The organism is Schaalia odontolytica (assembly GCF_002847525.1).
In the GTDB taxonomy this organism is placed as follows: Bacteria; Actinomycetota; Actinomycetes; order Actinomycetales; family Actinomycetaceae; genus Pauljensenia; species Pauljensenia odontolytica_B.
In genome coordinates this window covers 1-16,293 of record NZ_PKKM01000016.1, presented here as the reverse complement: position 1 = coordinate 16,293, position 16,293 = coordinate 1, and the positions used below count along the sequence as shown (strand labels likewise).

General features: G+C 64.5%; 14 protein-coding genes and 1 tRNA gene. 10 read left to right on the top strand and 5 right to left on the bottom strand.

What is annotated here, in order from left to right; translation table 11 throughout:
- The first annotated feature begins 37 nt into the window (after positions 1-37).
- Entirely contained in the window at positions 38-505 is a 468-nt protein-coding gene (locus CYJ22_RS10125) for a hypothetical protein (RefSeq protein WP_133124165.1), read from the top strand.
- Between the two features lie 404 nt (positions 506-909).
- Here the strand turns inward: CYJ22_RS10125 and CYJ22_RS09445 are convergent, their stop codons facing one another.
- Positions 910-1,365 carry a ribose-5-phosphate isomerase gene (locus tag CYJ22_RS09445; RefSeq protein ID WP_003794677.1) on the bottom strand — a complete coding sequence of 152 codons (456 nt, stop codon included), beginning with the start codon at positions 1,363-1,365 and terminating at the stop codon, positions 910-912.
- Positions 1,366-1,465: 100 nt separating this feature from the next.
- Here CYJ22_RS09445 and CYJ22_RS09440 point away from each other — a divergent pair.
- From CYJ22_RS09440 to CYJ22_RS09415, 6 genes are all read left to right on the top strand, one after another.
- Positions 1,466-1,541, top strand: a tRNA-Arg gene (locus tag CYJ22_RS09440).
- A gap of 169 nt (positions 1,542-1,710) precedes the next feature.
- Positions 1,711-3,129: a sodium:proton antiporter gene (locus CYJ22_RS09435; protein WP_009053974.1), complete on the top strand. Its 1,419-nt coding sequence runs from the start codon at positions 1,711-1,713 to the stop codon at positions 3,127-3,129.
- 1,385 nt (positions 3,130-4,514) lie between these two features.
- Positions 4,515-4,724: a glycine zipper domain-containing protein gene (locus CYJ22_RS10430; protein ID WP_347707114.1), complete on the top strand. Its 210-nt coding sequence runs from the start codon at positions 4,515-4,517 to the stop codon at positions 4,722-4,724.
- Positions 4,725-4,738: 14 nt separating this feature from the next.
- On the top strand, positions 4,739-5,164 hold the full coding sequence (locus CYJ22_RS09425) for a hypothetical protein (RefSeq protein ID WP_243390498.1): 426 nt from the start codon (positions 4,739-4,741) through the stop codon (positions 5,162-5,164).
- Positions 5,161-5,652 carry a hypothetical protein gene (locus tag CYJ22_RS09420; protein WP_231284064.1) on the top strand — a complete coding sequence of 164 codons (492 nt, stop codon included), beginning with the start codon at positions 5,161-5,163 and terminating at the stop codon, positions 5,650-5,652. Before CYJ22_RS09425 ends, CYJ22_RS09420 begins: the two co-directional genes overlap by 4 nt.
- Entirely contained in the window at positions 5,649-6,413 is a 765-nt protein-coding gene (locus CYJ22_RS09415) for a hypothetical protein (protein WP_009053979.1), read from the top strand. The genes CYJ22_RS09420 and CYJ22_RS09415 overlap by 4 nt, the downstream gene beginning before the upstream one ends.
- A gap of 69 nt (positions 6,414-6,482) precedes the next feature.
- On the opposite strand, the gene CYJ22_RS09410 is transcribed toward CYJ22_RS09415, so the two are convergent.
- The 4 genes from CYJ22_RS09410 to CYJ22_RS09395 form a co-directional block, all read right to left on the bottom strand.
- The gene (locus tag CYJ22_RS09410; RefSeq protein WP_101602425.1) at positions 6,483-7,310 is read right to left on the bottom strand and encodes a glycerophosphodiester phosphodiesterase; all 828 of its coding nucleotides are present in this window, start codon (positions 7,308-7,310) and stop codon (positions 6,483-6,485) included.
- Positions 7,307-8,311, bottom strand: a complete 1,005-nt coding sequence (locus CYJ22_RS09405) for a M23 family metallopeptidase (RefSeq protein WP_207760534.1) — start codon at positions 8,309-8,311, stop codon at positions 7,307-7,309. The genes CYJ22_RS09410 and CYJ22_RS09405 overlap by 4 nt, the downstream gene beginning before the upstream one ends.
- 71 nt (positions 8,312-8,382) lie before the next feature.
- On the bottom strand, positions 8,383-9,417 hold the full coding sequence (locus tag CYJ22_RS09400; RefSeq protein ID WP_009054045.1) for a hemolysin family protein: 1,035 nt from the start codon (positions 9,415-9,417) through the stop codon (positions 8,383-8,385).
- The gene (locus tag CYJ22_RS09395; protein WP_101602423.1) at positions 9,414-10,745 is read right to left on the bottom strand and encodes a hemolysin family protein; all 1,332 of its coding nucleotides are present in this window, start codon (positions 10,743-10,745) and stop codon (positions 9,414-9,416) included. The genes CYJ22_RS09400 and CYJ22_RS09395 overlap by 4 nt, the downstream gene beginning before the upstream one ends.
- A gap of 266 nt (positions 10,746-11,011) precedes the next feature.
- On the opposite strand from CYJ22_RS09395, the gene CYJ22_RS09390 reads away from it, so the two are divergent.
- The 3 genes from CYJ22_RS09390 to CYJ22_RS09380 are packed head-to-tail and all read left to right on the top strand — an operon-like array spanning position 11,012 to position 16,196.
- Positions 11,012-14,926, top strand: a complete 3,915-nt coding sequence (locus CYJ22_RS09390) for a multifunctional oxoglutarate decarboxylase/oxoglutarate dehydrogenase thiamine pyrophosphate-binding subunit/dihydrolipoyllysine-residue succinyltransferase subunit (protein WP_101602422.1) — start codon at positions 11,012-11,014, stop codon at positions 14,924-14,926.
- A 51-nt stretch (positions 14,927-14,977) separates the two neighbouring features.
- Positions 14,978-15,580 carry a GDSL-type esterase/lipase family protein gene (locus CYJ22_RS09385; RefSeq protein WP_101602421.1) on the top strand — a complete coding sequence of 201 codons (603 nt, stop codon included), beginning with the start codon at positions 14,978-14,980 and terminating at the stop codon, positions 15,578-15,580.
- A 13-nt stretch (positions 15,581-15,593) separates the two neighbouring features.
- Entirely contained in the window at positions 15,594-16,196 is a 603-nt protein-coding gene (locus tag CYJ22_RS09380) for a hypothetical protein (RefSeq protein ID WP_101602420.1), read from the top strand.
- Positions 16,197-16,293: the final 97 nt, after the last annotated feature.

Genomic DNA, 16,293 nt, shown 5'->3' with positions numbered 1-16,293 from the left:
CAGGTTGTTCGTGCGGGGCGCTGCCACTGGGCCAGATATGGCAGCGCTTGGTTGCGAGGAGGTCAGCAACCTGGGCACCCCGGTGGACCTTGTCGCGCGCCAACCGGGACAAAACTCACCCGGCACATATGCTGGTCTGTCCGAACCGGTACAAAACTCGCCCTGTACCGCAAAAATCGCCCTTTTTGAGCCATTTTCGGCACGCAGGGCGAAAATTGTCACGCTTTCTGCGCAGGCACTCGCAGCAGGGCGACTTTTTTCTCGCTGTGGGTTTGAGCAATCGAAGCTGGGCGACTTGTGTCGCGCCACCAGCGGCGGTTTCGCTCACGGAGCGCTTCATCTTCATCGCAACCACCTGCTTGGGCCACGGAAAGCTCGCGCTGGCACTCACACGGCGTTCATGTCCACCATGTCGCATGGTGATTGGGATGCTCTGAAAGAAATATCGCCCCTGCTTGGGATTGCGCCTGCCGGCATGAAATATAAATCGCCCCTGCTCGCCTAAAACCACTGATTTTGCCCCTATTTCGGCGAGCAGGGGTGGTTTTTCTTTCACGAAGGCCATCGAACACACAACACAGTGACCTGCTGGGGTGGTTTTTCTTTCACGGGAGCTACCGCACTCTCAGCACAGCGGCGTGCTGGGGCGATGTTTCTTTCACTGTCAGGCCGCAGCCCCGACACACATCGCACGAAACAACGCCAGCGGAGGCAACAGAAAGACGGCATGCACAGCAAGCACACAAAACGGGGCCGGTGATCATTCACCGGCCCCGCTTCGTGTGTATCAGCGCGGATGCGATCTGCGCAGCGCCAGGAACGCATGTGCAAGCGCCACGCACTCGCGCATCAGCCCCAAGTGGTCGCGCGCATCAGCATCGGATACTCAAGCGCCGACGCGAACGACTATCAGGCGCGCACAGAGCGCTCGTAGTCCTTCATCAGGTCGATGCGGCGCTGGTGACGCTCATCGCCACTGAAGGGGGTCTCCAGGAACGCGTCGATAAGGGCCAGAGCCTCTTCCTCGCTGTGCTGGCGGGCGCCGACGGCCACGACGTTCGCGTCGTTGTGCTCACGGGCCAAACGAGCGGTCGCATCCGACCACACGAGGGCGGCACGCACGCCTTCCACGCAGTTGGCGGCCATCTGCTCGCCGTTACCGGAGCCGCCGATGACGATGCCGAGGCTGCCCGGCTCGTCGACGACAGCCTGGGCGGCTTCGATGCAGAACGGCGGGTAGTCGTCGAGCGCATCGTAGGTGTGGGCGCCGTGGTCGACGACATCGTGACCGGCCTCGCGCAGGTGCGCGACAACCTTTTCCTTGAGTTCGAAACCGGCGTGATCGGTGCCGATATGAACGCGCATGGAATCCTCCTGAAGAGTTCTCAAACAAGCAACGCCCACTAGTATGGCACACATCACCGTCCCGCGTGGTTGTATGAAACCCTGCTAAACTGACCGAGCTGCCCCGATAGCTCAGCGGATAGAGCGCTTGCCTCCGGTGCAAGAGGTCGCAGGTTCGAGTCCTGTTCGGGGTGCCACTCATATCCACACCGCTCACAAGGCCCGCGCCCAACCCAACGAAAACCCGCGAGCGAACACGCCCCGGCCTCGTCGATGAGGCCACTCCCACCTCCTGGAACACTCCACACCCCGCTCCCCCACCCCATAAAATAGTGAGCGTATTTATCGTCAACCAAGGACTGGCCGATGACCTACCCCTGGTGGAGTCTGCTCCCCTTCATCGCGATGCTTGGCTGCATCGCAGTTCTGCCTATCATCCCGAAGACCGCGCACTGGTGGGAAAAGGAATGCTCCCAGCTGTCCGTCGCGCTCGCTCTCGGCGTGCCGACGACGATCTGGATGTTCATGAAGGCGGGCACCGGCCCGCTTATCGCCACGGGCGTGGAGTACGTGCAGTTCATCGCGCTGCTCTTCGCGCTGTTCGTGGTCTCCGGCGGCATTCACCTGGCCGGCGACATCAAGGCGACCCCGCGTAACAACACGATCTTCCTGGCGATCGGCGGCCTCCTGGCCTCGTTCATTGGGACGACCGGCGCAGCCATGCTGCTGATTCGCCCGCTCCTGGAGACCAACAAGGAACGTAAGCACCGCGTGCACACGGTCCTGTTCACGATCTTCATTGTGGCGAACTGTGGCGGCATACTGACTCCGCTCGGCGACCCGCCGCTGTTCCTCGGCTACCTGCACGGCGTGCCGTTCGCGTGGACGTTCGCGCTGTGGAAGGAATGGCTGTTCGTCCTGGTGCTGCTGCTCCTGTCGTACTACTCGATCGACCGCGTGCGCTACGCCTCCGAGGACACTGCCTCCATCGAGGCCGACGACCGCGAGGTCAAGCCGCTGAGCCTGCACGGCAAGATCAACCTGCTGTTCTTCGCGATTATCATCCTGTCCGTCGCTTTCGCTCCGTCCTGGGACGGCGAGGCCCTGGCCGAGGGCCACGTGCACTCGTGGACCGGCTTCGTGCCGTGGCGCGAGATCATCATGTTCACGGTCGCGGGCCTGTCCTACAAGCTCTCGGATAAGAAGGTGCGCTTCGAGGAGAACGCCTTCACGTGGGCGCCGATCATGGAGGTCGCGACCCTGTTCATCGGCATTTTCTCGACGATGGCGCCGGCGCTGCGCTACCTGGAGCAGATCGCCCCGTCGCTGCCGCTGACCCGCATGACGTACTTCGTGTTCACGGGCGGCCTGTCCTCGATCCTGGATAACGCCCCGACGTACATGACGTTCTTCGAGATGGCGAAGGCTTCCGGAGGCGAGGGCACTCTGGTCGCGGGAGTGCCCGAGTACTACCTGATCCCGATTTCGCTCGGCGCCGTGTTCTGCGGCGCGATCACGTACATCGGCAACGGCCCGAACTTCATGGTCAAGTCGGTCGCCGAGTCCGACGGCGTGCCCATGCCGTCGTTCGGTCGCTACATCGGCTACGCGTTCACGCTCCTGGTGCCGACCCTGGCTGCCATGGCAATGATCTTCGTGGGCGAGTCCTGGCTGGTTCGAGGCCTGGGCATCGCTCTGGCTGCCGGCCTGGTGTTCCTGTCGCTCGTGCGCATCCGCCGCGCGGGCCTGGACGAGGCCGTGGCCGACTTCAGCGGCGACGAGTGAGTCAGCGGTCTTGACACATGTGTCGAGAGGGGCGGAGCCAAGCGGCTCCGCCCCCATTTTTTACTGTAATCTCAAGGTTCTGGAGGAACCTAATCTCTTCAATGAGGACTTGACGATCACTGTGACGGAGGGCTATCCTAATCTGTTACTGCTGACCACGTTGTAAGGGGAGATAGTTGTCTAGTGGAATCGTGTGGGACGCGGACGCTGTTTCGCGTGCCATCAACATCCTGGAGTACTCGAGCGAGAGAGTCGCCTCTGAGACTCTCGAAGCACCTAGTGGCGCTGGGAGTAATGAAGCAGATCTGACAGCGAAGATCGAGAGAATCAATCGTGTTATACAGAAGGCATCTTTTTGTTCTTATTCTATCGCTCGCGGACTGACCGCAGCATCCGAGAATTTTGCAACCACCGATAATCAGGAAGCTGCCAGTCTTCAGTCAACAGGAGAATATCTGCGCGCCAGGGGGCCACGATGAGTACCGACGAAGATACACGCCAACACGGAGCATGGTTTTCCATGCCTTTCCCGATTAACGTCGACAATCTCTTCACGTTCAAGGATCAATGTGAACAAGCTTCCGGCGCATTGCATACCGCAGACGGAGATACAGTGCGCGCTTCCTCCATTGTCGGCCAGCAGGAGGCACTTCTTGTCGACCCATGTCAGCACGATTTACAAATCACATCGGACGTGTGTGAAGAAATCTCCAACGATCTGAAAGCACTCACGAACGCTGTATCCGAACTCGCCTGGTCGATGAAGTCAGTACGTGAGGAGTACAAGGGAATCGCGCAGAAAGCCCAAGACTGTGGTCTGATCGTCGAAGGCGACACAGTGACCCTATTCGATGAGTCGGACGATGACCTTGTCCATAGTTTTAATGAGCTGCAAGCGCAAGCTGAGGTCCAGCGGTTGAATTATGAACGCGCCGAGCACGTGTTTTCACTCGCGCTAGACAGTCTCAAAGTAGACGCCTATGAGCAATGGATTGAACCGGTTTTCAGCGGACTCAAAAGCCAGTTCGTTTTGGACAATGAGCACCCATATGCCAATTTACTTCCCTACACAATGGGAGCCACCGATCTTCTCGGTCAGACTGCATCCGCGGCCACGATTCAGTTCAACAAAGGGCTCTACCAGCCGCCTGCAGAATTTTTCGCCGCGGGCGACCTATCGAACTGGAAGTTCATACCGACAGGAACACAGGTAACGGAACCCGTTGGAACCCGAACGATAGCCCCCGTCTTGGGAAAGGCCGGAAAGGTTGCCGGCGTTGCGGGGGGCGGTCGTCGACGGCGGCATTACCGCCTACGACACGTACCAAATCGATACCCAGCAGCACCCCGAATGGAGCGAGGGCCGCAAGGTAGCACGAGCGGGCGTGAAAGGCACTGTGACAGGGGGAGCTACCTGGGCAGGCGCCTGGCTAGGAGCCAAAGGCGGTGCCGCCATCGGCGCTACTGTCTCGGGTCCTTTCGCCCCCGTTGGCGCTGTCGTTGGCGGTATTGTCGGCGGCGTCATCGGCGGGGTGGCCGGCCATTACTTTGGCGAAATGACAGGTGACGCAATCAATGACGCGACACTCAATTAACAATGGACAATCGCATGAACGAGAACATTACACTGACTATTATCGGAATCGGAATGGGATTCTTCGGAGCGGCGGTGTGGTACGCCGAGATGTTCACAGATTCAAAGGCTGCGAACCTGTGGCGCCGAATGAACGGCAAAGGAAGAATCAGTAGAAATTATGCTGCTATCGGAGCACCCGCATTTGCATGCATTTTTCTTCTCGGCGGCATCCTAGGATTGATCAATTACTTTCAACTACCGGGGATTTTATCGCGCATTGCCGCCATTTCAATCCTCGTATTTCTATCTTTCTTCCTCATTAGCCTTCTGCCCATCAAGTTTCCCCGGTGGGTCCACGCCGATTGGCAGTACGCCAAGCGCCATGAGCTCTTAGACGACGATGGCAATATCGATCAGGAGGCATACGAGAAACACACAAAAGGCAAGGGATTCTGGTGAACGAACACGCCACTATGACCCTTGCCTCGGGATGGAGGTTCCTCACCCCGGAGGAATACGCGCAGCTCGGTCCCCTGGCAGATGATCCCAGCGTTCGCCTCGTCGCCGTTGCTAAGACGAAAGATGAGGGAAACGTTCCGACCTTCGTGGTCACCGGCGGAGCGCTCAACACCGACGCGAGCGACGACGAAGTCTACGCGGACAGCGTCAGGCAGGTGGAGGAAGCATTGCCTGGATTCCACCTTATTGACGACTTCGCGTGGCCGGTTGCACCGCACGGCGCCCGCTGGCGCACCGGCGTGTACATTCTCGAAAATGTCTCTCTGACCCTCAGCCAGCTCACGTGGATCACACGCACTGCGCCCGCGACACAGCAATCTCCGCAGCGTTTCCTGTGGACCGCGACGTGTACGTGCCCCAGTGTCCTATTCCCAACCGTCATCGATGATTTCATCACGATGGCTCAAACCCTGGAGGTGACACCGTGAGCACCGACACAGCTGAACCGGACACCTCGGATCAGCTCGTCGTCACCGTCGAGCAGGCCGATGCCCTGCTCGAGATGATTGCCAGTGACGAGAATGCCGGGCGCATTTCAAGCGCCGCTCTCACCAGTGGCTTGGTCGCGCAGGGACTCGCCGGTGCCAACGGCTTAGCCGGCGAAGCCGCACGTATTCTCGAGCCGGTGCACGCAGCCCACACCCGCATCTGTATCCGCGTCGTGTCCCCCAGCATGCGCGGCATCGTACGCGACTGGAAGATCTGGCCCACAGCACCTCGCTCAGTCATCATGCGCTCCGACGTGGACGGCGTACACTTCAGCCAGGTCGATTTCTTCGAGGTCCCCCATATCCTGGCCTTAGCTTCCTTGCTGCACGCCGGACCTACCATCCACGACGGGCCTCCTTACATTCCCGCGGATTTCGTCGCTGCGATTCGTTCCCTGGATGCACAGCGCGCTCAGGATGTACTCAACGATCTCGTGACATATGGTCCCGCTGAGTCGCACTTTGCCCAGGACTGCGTCTCCGGGCGGTGGAGCGTCGTGACCTGCGTGGGCGAGCAGATACGACGTCGACAGTGGCAGACAGGGCCACACTTCGACTGCTTCGTCACCAACCACATGCACGCACAAATCCACGCCCCACTCAACGAAAAAGCCCTTGCACACATGGCGTCCCATCCGGCGCTAGACGCACCTCCACGCGCGGCAATCTGGGCCATGATGATGGGGCTTATTAGCGGCTAGAGCAATCCTGAAATACTCGCTTTACACGAGGAAAATTCCGGTGCGCGCCCGCCTTTTCATGCAATAGCCTCAGTCCCTGGGGCCCGAAATAGAACCCGGAGCAGGTGGCTGGGTCCACAGGCCTCGCTGGTCCAGGAAGTCCCGCAGGAAGACGGGGCGGTCGGTGATGATGCCGTCGACGCCGACCTCGAGGAGGCGCAGCACATCGGCCACCGTGTTGATGGTCCACACGTGGACGGCCAGGCCCAGGGTGTGGGCGGTGGCCACGAAGCGCTCGTCGACGACGCGGATGGGGCCCTGGTGCATGGGCACCTGGGCGGCGATGGCACCCTGACGCGGGCCGGGCACGTGCCACCAGGCGGGGTTCGTGGCGCTCTTCGCGGCACCCACGAGGCGCACGACGGCCTCGGTGCCCAGAGACGTGGCGACCGCGCGGGAAGGATCCGATGCGGCGATGTCGCGCACAGCACGCAGGCGAGGCTCGGAGAAGGAGGCCACGAGCACTCGGTCGGCCGCGCCGTGGTCGGCGATGACTTCGAGGAGGGGGCCTTCGACGCCCGGCTCCTTCGCGTCGATGTTGAAGTACATGTCGGGGAATGCCTCGAGGACCTGAGCGAGCAGCGGCATCTGCTCCCCGGAGTCGCGGTGGCGCAGCTTGGACAGCTCGCGCCACGTCATCTGAGCGATCACGCCAGTACCGTCGTAGCAGCGGTCCACGGTCTCGTCGTGGCAGATGACGACCTTGCCATCGGCGGTGATGTGGGCGTCGGTCTCCACGTGGCGGATCCCGGCCTCGTAGGCGTAGGCAAAGGCGCTCATCGTGTTTTCGGGGGCCTCCTCGCTGCCGCCGCGGTGGGCGAAAACGATGGGTCCCTGACGCAGGGTGACGGGCATCATGAGCAAGACTCCTGTCCGAGATAAACAGCTTTGTTTGCCTGCATCCACGCGTCCGGATCCACGGGGGTATCCGAGGAGTCGTGGATTTCGAAGTGCAGGTGCGGGCCCGTCGACCAGCCGTTGTTACCAACCGCGCCGATGACCTGCCCGGCGGTAACGGTATCGCCGACCTTCACCTTAATTTTGTTCATGTACTGGTGCAGGTAGGCGGAGTGGAAGACGGTGCCGTCAGATTTCGTGTGCTTGATCTGCACGTAGGCGCCCGAGCGCGAGTTCTCCGCGACCTCCTCGACGACGCCGCCGTATACGGAGGTGATGGGGGTGTCGAGCGGGGCGGCCATGTCGATGCCCTCGTGGGCGAGGAGCTGACCGGAGACGGGCGAAATACGCATCGTGAAGGGCGAGGTCACCGTGTAGGTGCCCTGCGGGAGCGGCCAGTAGATCGTGTCGGCGACGACGCGCACGTTGCGGTTTCCGTCCGCGCCGTTGCCCGACGCGCAGCCGGTGATGGACACGGGAGCCTGGGCCTTGGCGCGCGAGTTCGCGGTGAGGGTGCCGTCCAGGGCGGTCGCCTGGGGCAGTGCGGAGGACACGGCCCAGCTGGGCCCACCCACCGAGGCGCCGAAGGCACGCGCGGGCACGGTCAGCGAGGAGTCGGAGCCGACGCGCCCCGTCATGGGCACGGCGATCGTCGTGCCCGCCAACCCCAGCACGAGGAGGGCACGCAGCGCGTATCCGACGGGGTGGACGTTACGGCGTCGCTTGCTCGACGACGAGGCCGGGGCCCCCTCATCGGCGTCAGGCTCAGTCTCAGAAGACGAGGCCGAGGCCGGAGGTTCCTCCACCGTTTTCTTCGCGGCGGGAGGCGGCGGAGGGGCAACGGTCTCTTCGCCAACCGGGATTGCCGCGGTGATCGGGTTCTCCTGGGAGTCGTCCCCGTTCTCGGAGCGCGCCGCGCGCAGCTGCGACCGCTTCGGCAGCGGGCACTCGGTGTCGCTCACGCTCTCCCCCTTGTCTGTGTTCGTTACGAAGTTTTGACCTCGATCTAATGTACCTTGCGGATCGCGGCTCGTCACGGGCGTTGGAGAACGTCTCGGACTTCGCCGACCAGCAGCTCGAGGATGTCTTCGAGGAAGAGGATGCCGACGACGGCTCCCGCATCGCGGACGAGTGCGCAGTGCACGCCGGTGCGCTGCATGTGGCGCAGCGCGTCTTCGACCTGGTCGTCGGCGGACACGGCCTCGAGGCGTCGGATGCGCCACGGGGTGATCGGCTGCTCGCGATCCTCGCCGGTGGCGTACAGGACGTCCTTCAGGTGCACGTAGCCGACGATAGAACCGTCGTCGCCGGCGATCGGGAAGCGCGAGTAGCCCGTGTGGGCGACCTGTTCTTCCACGTCGGCGGGGGTGGCACCCTCGGGCAGGACGATGAGCTTGTCGAGGGGGACCATCGCGGTCCCGGCCGTCTCCTCGGAGAATTCCAGGGTGCCGCTGAGAAGGCCCAGCTCGTCGGTCAGCACGCCCTCCTCCTGCGAGGCGACGACGATCGAGGCGACCTCCTCGATCGTGTAGGAGGCCGAGATTTCCGAGCGCGGCTCGTAACCGGCCAGGCGCACGAACCAGTTCGCGAAGCGATCCATAGCCTCGATAATCGGGCGCAGGACGTGGCCCAGGCGCACGAGGACGGGGGCCAGGATCAGCAGCATGCGCACGGGGGCGGCAATCGAGATGTTCTTGGGGACCATCTCGCCGAAGACGACGTGGCAGAAGAGAACGATGACGAGGGCGGCAGCAAAGCCGACGACGTGGCTGGTCGCTTCGGGCGCGCCCAGGCGCTCGAGCGGCGACTCAACGAGGTGGGCGATCGCGGGCTCGGCGACGACGCCCAGGGTCGTGGATGCGACCGTCACGCCCAGCTGGCAGATCGCCAGCATGAGGGACACGTGCTGCAGCGCGTACAGCGCGGCGGCCGCTCCTCGCGCGCCCTCGTCGGCGAGAGGCTCGACCTGCGAGCGGCGCGTCGAGGTGACGGCAAACTCGCCGGCGACGAAGAACGCGTTGACGGCCAGAAGCGCCACGGTGATACCGAGACCCACTCCCACGCTCACAGTGACACCTCCTCATCGTCGGCCTCGGTGGCGGCTGGCGTGATCGCCACCTGGGCGACGCGTCGTCCCTGCATCTGCGTGACCTCGATGCCGATGCCATCCACGCTCACGCGCGAACCGACGACCGGGATCTCGCCGAGCTCGTTCATGACGAGGCCGCCGATGGTGTCGTAGGGGCCGTCCTCGGGCAGGTTGATGTCCGTGCGGCGCGCGAGCTCATCGGGGCGCAGCGTGCCGGGCACGAGGAACGTGCCGTCGGGGCGCGGGCGGATGCCGAGGCGTCGCTGGTCGTGTTCATCGGAGACCTCGCCGACGATCTCTTCGACGACGTCCTCAAGGGTGACGATGCCGGAGACACCGCCGTACTCGTCGACGACGACGGCCATCTGCAGGCCCTCGTCGCGCAGCTGGACCATGAGGGGGCCGATCGGCGCGGTCTCGGGGACTGAGGGCGCGTCGGTCATGAGAGACGAGGAGATGACGGGGACCTCGGCGCGGCGGTCGGCGGGAACGGCGACTGCGCGGCGCAGGGACACCAGGCCGAGGATGTCGTCGGAGTCGTCGCCGATGACGGGGAATCGGGAGTGTCCGGTTTCGCGGGCCAGGTCGAGAACATCCTGGGCGCTATCTCCCTCGCTGAGGGTGTGCAGGCGCCCCCGGTCGGTCATGACGTCAGCGGCGCTCAGGGTGGACATACGGATCGTGTTGACGAAGAGGTCGGCCGTGGACATGTCGAAGGTGCCTTCTTCGACGGAGTGCTCGACAAGGGCGGCCAGCTCGGAGGCGGAGCGCGCCGAGGAGATCTCCTCCTGGGGTTCGATGCCCATGCGGGCGAGCACCCAGTTCGCTGTCCCGCCCAGCACCCAGATGACGGGGCGGGCGATGGCGGTGAAGGCCATCTGGAAGGGGACGACGCGCACGGCCGTGGCCAGGGGGTGGGCCAGGGCGAGGTTCTTCGGAACCAGCTCGCCGAAGAGCATCGAGAAGACATTGATGAAAGTCGCGGCGGCGAAGGCCGCGATGCCGGTCGCCAGGCCCCACGCGAGGCCGACCGATCCCAGCAGGTCCTGCAACAGGTCCGCCAGCGCGCTCTGCGTCGTGTAGCCGAGCAGGATCGTGGTCAGCGTGATGCCCACCTGCGCGCCCGACAGCTGGGTTGACAGCGTGCGGGTCGCGCGCAGGACAGAGGATGCTCCGCGGTCCCCTTCCTCAGCCTTCTTATCGAGGACCGCCTGATCGACCGCGACGAGCGAGAACTCGGCGGAGACGAAGACGAAGGTGCCGGCGGTCAGGACGATGCCAAGCACAAGCATGAGGGCGGTCGTCATTGCGTGGCCCCTTCGACGAGGCCGGGGCGGGCCGTGCGCACGCGCGCGGGCAGGGGGTGAGAAAGAGCGGCGGGAAAGCCAGCAGTGTCGCAGTCCATGATGGTTACAGTCTAGCGGGCCTGCCCCACTCCCCCAGCGCGCATTTCCACACACCACGACGCATGTGCCAACAATCATTCTTCAACGGACCAAAGACCCTTGAAGTACACGCCAAAGGTCTACCAGGTTTCGTGAAGACCATCACGCGGCGGTAGAATTAACGAGGTATGACCGCGCAGGATTCGGCCCATGCGCGCGGCATGACACTTACGGAGGAATACGTGCCCACTCCCACCGCTTCCCAGCCCGATCCGCAGTGGTACATCGCGAAGATGCGAGACCTCTACGAGCGTGACCCCCAGCTCCTGGATCCGTCCTGGCGCGCCTATTTCTCCACCGAGTCCGCTCCCCCGCAGCTGCGCGCCAAGCGTCCCGACATCCCCGAGGGCACTCCCTCAACGCCCGAGCCGGCCCCGGCCTCGTCCGCCCATGCCGCACCCCCAGTTGACCACGTCGCCCCCGTGACGGTCACCCCGCCGACCCTCGACATCGAAGAGGACGGACCCGAGGCGGCCGCCACCGAGCACGCTCCCGTCGTCTCCGTGACCCGCTCGGACCTGCCGCCTGCCCCACCCGCCGCCGTCGCCGAGGCCACCAGCCCCTACACGCGCCAGCAGCACGGCCGCGCGGCCTTCACCCTCTTCCAGGGCGCACCCTCGCACGACGAGCTCCACATCCTCAAGTCCGCGGCGCGCGCGACCGCCAAGCACATGGAGGCCTCGCTCTCCATCCCCACGGCCACCTCCCAGCGCCAGATCCCGGCCAAGCTCCTCATCGAAAACCGCGCCCTCATCAACGCGCACCTGGCGCGCACCGTCGGCGGCAAGGTCTCCTTCACGCACCTCATCGGCTACGCCCTGGTGGAGGCGCTGTGCGAGATGCCCGACCTGAACGTGCGCTACGTGCTCGAGGGCGGCAAGCCCGCCGTCGAGCAGCTCGCGCACATCGGTTTCGGCCTGGCCATCGACGTGGCCGACGCGCAGGGCAACCACTCCCTGAAGGTCCCCGTCATCCACGACGCCGACACGCTCACCTTCGCCGAGTTTGTCGACGCCTACCAGGACCTGGTGGCGCGCGCCCGCACGGCCACGCTGACCACCGCTGACTTCCAGGGCGCGTCCGTCACCCTGACGAACCCGGGCACGCTCGGTACCACCACGTCCGTGCCGCGCCTCATGGTCGGCCAGGGCCTCATCATCGGCGTCGGCGCCACCGACTACCCGGCGGAATACCGCGGCGTCTCCCCCAAGCGCCTGGCCGCACTCGGCATCGGCAAGACGATGTTCTTCTCCTCCACCTACGACCACCGCATCATCCAGGGTGCGGCCTCGGGCCGCCTGCTGGCCCTCGTGGACGCCAAGCTCTCGGGCCGCGACGGCTTCTACGAGCGTGTCTTCACCTCGATGCACGTCCCCGCGCGCCCCTACGCGTGGGAAGCGGACTACGACTACGACCCGAACCACGAAAAGGGCAAGCCCGCGCGCATCGCGGAGCTCATCCACGCCTACCGTTCGCGCGGCCACCTCGCCGCCGACACCGACCCGCTGGCCTACCGCGTGCGTCGCCACCCCGACCTCGATCTGTCGTCCTACGGCCTGAGCGTGTGGGACTTGGACCGCCCCTTCCCCACAGGTGGTTTCGGCGGCTCGGACCAGATGCTGCTGCGGGACATCCTCACGCAGCTGCACGACACCTACACGCGCACGGTCGGCATCGAGTACATGCACATCCAGGACCCCGAGCAGCGCGCGTGGGTCCAGCAGCGCATCGAGCGCCCGTACGAGGCCCCCTCCCCCGACGCACAGCGCCACATCCTGGGCACCCTCATTCGCGCCGAGGCCTTCGAGGAGTTCCTCCAGACGAAGTTCATGGGCCAGAAGCGCTTCTCCCTCGAGGGCGGCGAGTCCCTGATCCCGCTGCTCGACCACATCCTGGCGGACTCGGCGCGCACCGGCATCCACGAGGTCGCCATCGGCATGGCGCACCGCGGCCGCCTCAACGTGCTGGCCAACATCGCGGGCAAGTCCTACGCGCAGATCTTCGATGAGTTCGAGGGCAACTACATGCCCAATTCCGTCCAGGGCTCGGGCGACGTGAAGTACCACCTGGGCACGTGGGGCGTGTACTCCCTCGACGACGGCCTGGCCACCAAGGTCTACATGGCCGCCAACCCCTCGCACCTGGAGGCCGCCGACGGCGTCCTGGAGGGCATCGTACGCGCCAAGCAGGAGCACCTGGGCGACCCGGACCTGCCGATCATCCCGATCCTCATCCACGGCGATGCGGCCTTCATCGGCCAGGGCGTCGTCCAGGAGACCTTCAACCTCTCCCAGCTCGAAGGCTACAAGACCGGCGGCACGATCCACGTGATCGTCAACAACCAGATCGGCTTCACGACGGGCCCGACGCAGGGCCGCTCCACCGGCTACGCGACGGACCTGGCCAAGGGCCTGCAGGTCCCGATCCTGCACGTGAACGCGGACGACCCCGAAGCCGTCATCCGCTGCGCACACCTGGCCTTCGAGTACCGCAATGCCTTCCACAAGGACGTCATCATCGACATGGTGTGCTACCGCCGCCGCGGTCACAACGAGGGCGACGACCCGTCGATGACTCAGCCCGTCATGTACTCCCTCATCGACCGCATCCCCTCCACCCGCGCCGTGTACATCCGCGGCCTCGTGGGGCGCGGCCAGCTCACCGAGGACGAGGCCCGCCAGTCGATCGCCCAGTACGAGGCGGAGCTCGGGCGCATCCTCGAGGAGACCCGCGCGGGTGGCGCTTCCTCGGTGTCTGAGATCAACCCGGGCAGCCGCACGCACGACCCGGCACTCACCGTCGGCGTGGGCGAGGCCGGGGAATCGGGCGACGAGGAATGGACCATGCCGGAGTCCCAGATGCCCGGCATCGGCATGATGATCGGCTGGACGTCTGCTGCCCCCGCCAAGCAGCTGCGCCGCATCGGCCGCGCGCACACGCGCTTCCCGGAGGGCTTCGAGCCGCACCCGAAGCTGCGTCAGCTGTGCGAGCGCCGCCTCGAGATGGCGCTGGGCAACAAGCCAATCGACTGGGGCTTCGCCGAGCTCCTGGCCTTCGGTACGCTCCTCATGGAGGGCACCGGCGTGCGCCTGTCCGGCGAGGACGTGGGCCGCGCGACCTTCGTCCAGCGTCACGCGATCCTGCACGACGCGAACGACGGGCGCGAGTTCACGCCGCTGCGTTTCCTCACGGAAAACCAGGCGCGTTTCGACGTGTGGAACTCCCCGCTGAGCGAGTACGGCGTGCTGGCCTTCGACTACGGCTACTCGCTGGAGAGCCCGGAGACCCTGACGATCTGGGAGGCGCAGTTCGGCGACTTCGCGAACGGCGCACAAACCGTCATCGACGAGTTCGTCTGCTCGGCGGAGCAGAAGTGGGGCCAGCGTTCCTCGCTCGTCATGCTCCTCCCCCACGGCTACGAGGGGCAGGGACCCGACCACTCGAGCGCGCGCATCGAGCGCTACCTGCAGCTCGCCGCCGAGGACAACATGTGGATCGTCCAGCCCTCGACGCCGGCGAACTACTTCCACATGCTGCGCACGCAGGCCTACAAGCGCCCGCGCAAGCCGCTTATCGCGTTCACGCCCAAGCAGCTGCTGCGCCTGTCGGCCGCGTCCTCGCACCTCGACGAGTTCACCTCGGGCGGCTTCCAGCCGGTCATCGGCGATGACACCATCACCGATCCGTCGTCGGTGACGCGCGTCCTGCTGTGTTCGGGCCGCCTGTATTACGACCTCGTCAAGGAGCGCGAGCACCGCGGCGACACCTCGACGGCGATCATTCGCCTGGAGCAGCTCTACCCGCTGCCCGAGGCCGAGGTGGCCGAGGTTCTCGCCCAGTACCCGAACGCGTCGGTGACCTGGGTGCAGGACGAGCCTCGCAACCAGGGTGCGTGGCCGCACCTGGCGCTCAACCTCTTCCCGTCTCTGGGACGCCCGGTCCGCGTGGTCTCTCGCCCCGAGTCGGCGACGACCGCAGCGGGACGTGCCTCGCTTCACAAGGAGCAAGCAGCTACCCTTATTGCGCAGGCCTTCGAAGGCTAACGAGGGCCGGCGCTCCCACCGGGGGCGCGGGAGGCACCGGAAAGGAACACCATGCGCATCTGCTTCATCGGAGACGAGCTCGTCGCGGGCGTCGGCGATCCCCGCGGCCTGGGCTGGGTCGGTCGCGTCAATGCGCACTCGACTTTCGATCTGCCCGCCACGTTCCTGACCCTTGCCGTGCCCTCTGAGACGACGAAGCAGATGGCCGCGCGCTGGGAGGCCGAGGTCCTGCCGCGCTTGGCCGACGGCGAGCCCCACGGCCTCGTCATCGGTGTGGGTCCGGGCGACGTCGCGGCGGGTATTTCGACGGCCCGCTCGCGCCTGAACCTGGCCAACATCACCGACCGGGCGACCGCGCTGGGCATCCCCAGCTTCGTCGTGGGGCCCCCGCCACTGGCTGGCGTGGACTCCGGGTCCCTCAAGGCACTGTCCTCCTCGTGCTCCGAAGTGTGCGCGCGCCGAGGAATCCCCTTCGTTGACTGCTATACGCCGCTCGTCGCGCACGACCAGTGGTTCGAGGACATGGCCGCCTCCCTCGCGCGCGGCGGGGACGGCCAGACTCTGCCCGGCCAGGCCGGCTACGCCCTCATGGCGTGGATCGTCCAGCACCAGGGCTGGTACGAGTGGACGGGAGCGACCCCAGCGGACGTCTAAGAGCAGGCTCACTATGTCGAAGCGCTCCCCTTCGCATCGGGCACCCACGGCCACCCGAACCTACAATCGGCAAGAATTCCGCACGATCATCTGGCTCCATGTCACGGTCGTGTCCGCTGTCGTCATGCTCGCAGCATGGTTGCTCTCGGGATCCATCGGGGACCGCCGTTTTTACTGCTCCATGATCGGGTCCAGCGCGGCCATTATTCTCAGCGTCTGTCTTGTTCTTTCCTTTCCCACGCTAGTGCGCATGATGCGCGAGCAACTCGAGGGCCCCGGCGCTGCACGTCCCGCCGTCGCAGCGCTCGTGATGATTCTGCTGTTCGCTTTGGTTGCGGTCTTCCTGTCGTACAAAGGTTCGACTTCTGTCGTTCATCTCATCGGTGACGCAAGGAGCGGACATCGGACACTCACCGCCACCAAGTGCGAGCGCTTTTGGCAGAACGAGTACCGGGGCTACCGTCAGATCACGCATTACTCCAACGAATTCACCCTCCAGTTCGAGGACGGATCCTCGTATAACTTCGACGTATCGACCTGGACATCAGGGGAGTTTAGACGCGAAAATAGCCCCTATTACCCCGTCTACCAGTTGTGTGTTGTCCGACCGAAGTAGCGTCCCGCATAGTGGTGTAACCGTGTGGTGGTCGGCCTGTTTGATATGGGTGCGGTCACCGTGTGATCCTTCGAGAAAGCTCTCTACTTCTGACTCG

Excerpts from the sequence above, each read along its gene's own strand:
- CYJ22_RS10125 (WP_133124165.1), top strand. The coding sequence starts at position 38 with ATGGCAGCGCTTGGTTGCGAGGAGGTCAGCAACCTGGGCACCCCGGTG.
- CYJ22_RS09445 (WP_003794677.1), bottom strand. The coding sequence starts at position 1,365 with ATGCGCGTTCATATCGGCACCGATCACGCCGGTTTCGAACTCAAGGAA.
- CYJ22_RS09435 (WP_009053974.1), top strand. The coding sequence starts at position 1,711 with ATGACCTACCCCTGGTGGAGTCTGCTCCCCTTCATCGCGATGCTTGGC.
- CYJ22_RS09425 (WP_243390498.1), top strand. The coding sequence starts at position 4,739 with ATGAACGAGAACATTACACTGACTATTATCGGAATCGGAATGGGATTC.
- CYJ22_RS09410 (WP_101602425.1), bottom strand. The coding sequence starts at position 7,310 with ATGATGCCCGTCACCCTGCGTCAGGGACCCATCGTTTTCGCCCACCGC.
- CYJ22_RS09395 (WP_101602423.1), bottom strand. The coding sequence starts at position 10,745 with ATGACGACCGCCCTCATGCTTGTGCTTGGCATCGTCCTGACCGCCGGC.
- CYJ22_RS09390 (WP_101602422.1), top strand. The coding sequence starts at position 11,012 with ATGACCGCGCAGGATTCGGCCCATGCGCGCGGCATGACACTTACGGAG.
- CYJ22_RS09385 (WP_101602421.1), top strand. The coding sequence starts at position 14,978 with ATGCGCATCTGCTTCATCGGAGACGAGCTCGTCGCGGGCGTCGGCGAT.
- CYJ22_RS09380 (WP_101602420.1), top strand. The coding sequence starts at position 15,594 with ATGTCGAAGCGCTCCCCTTCGCATCGGGCACCCACGGCCACCCGAACC.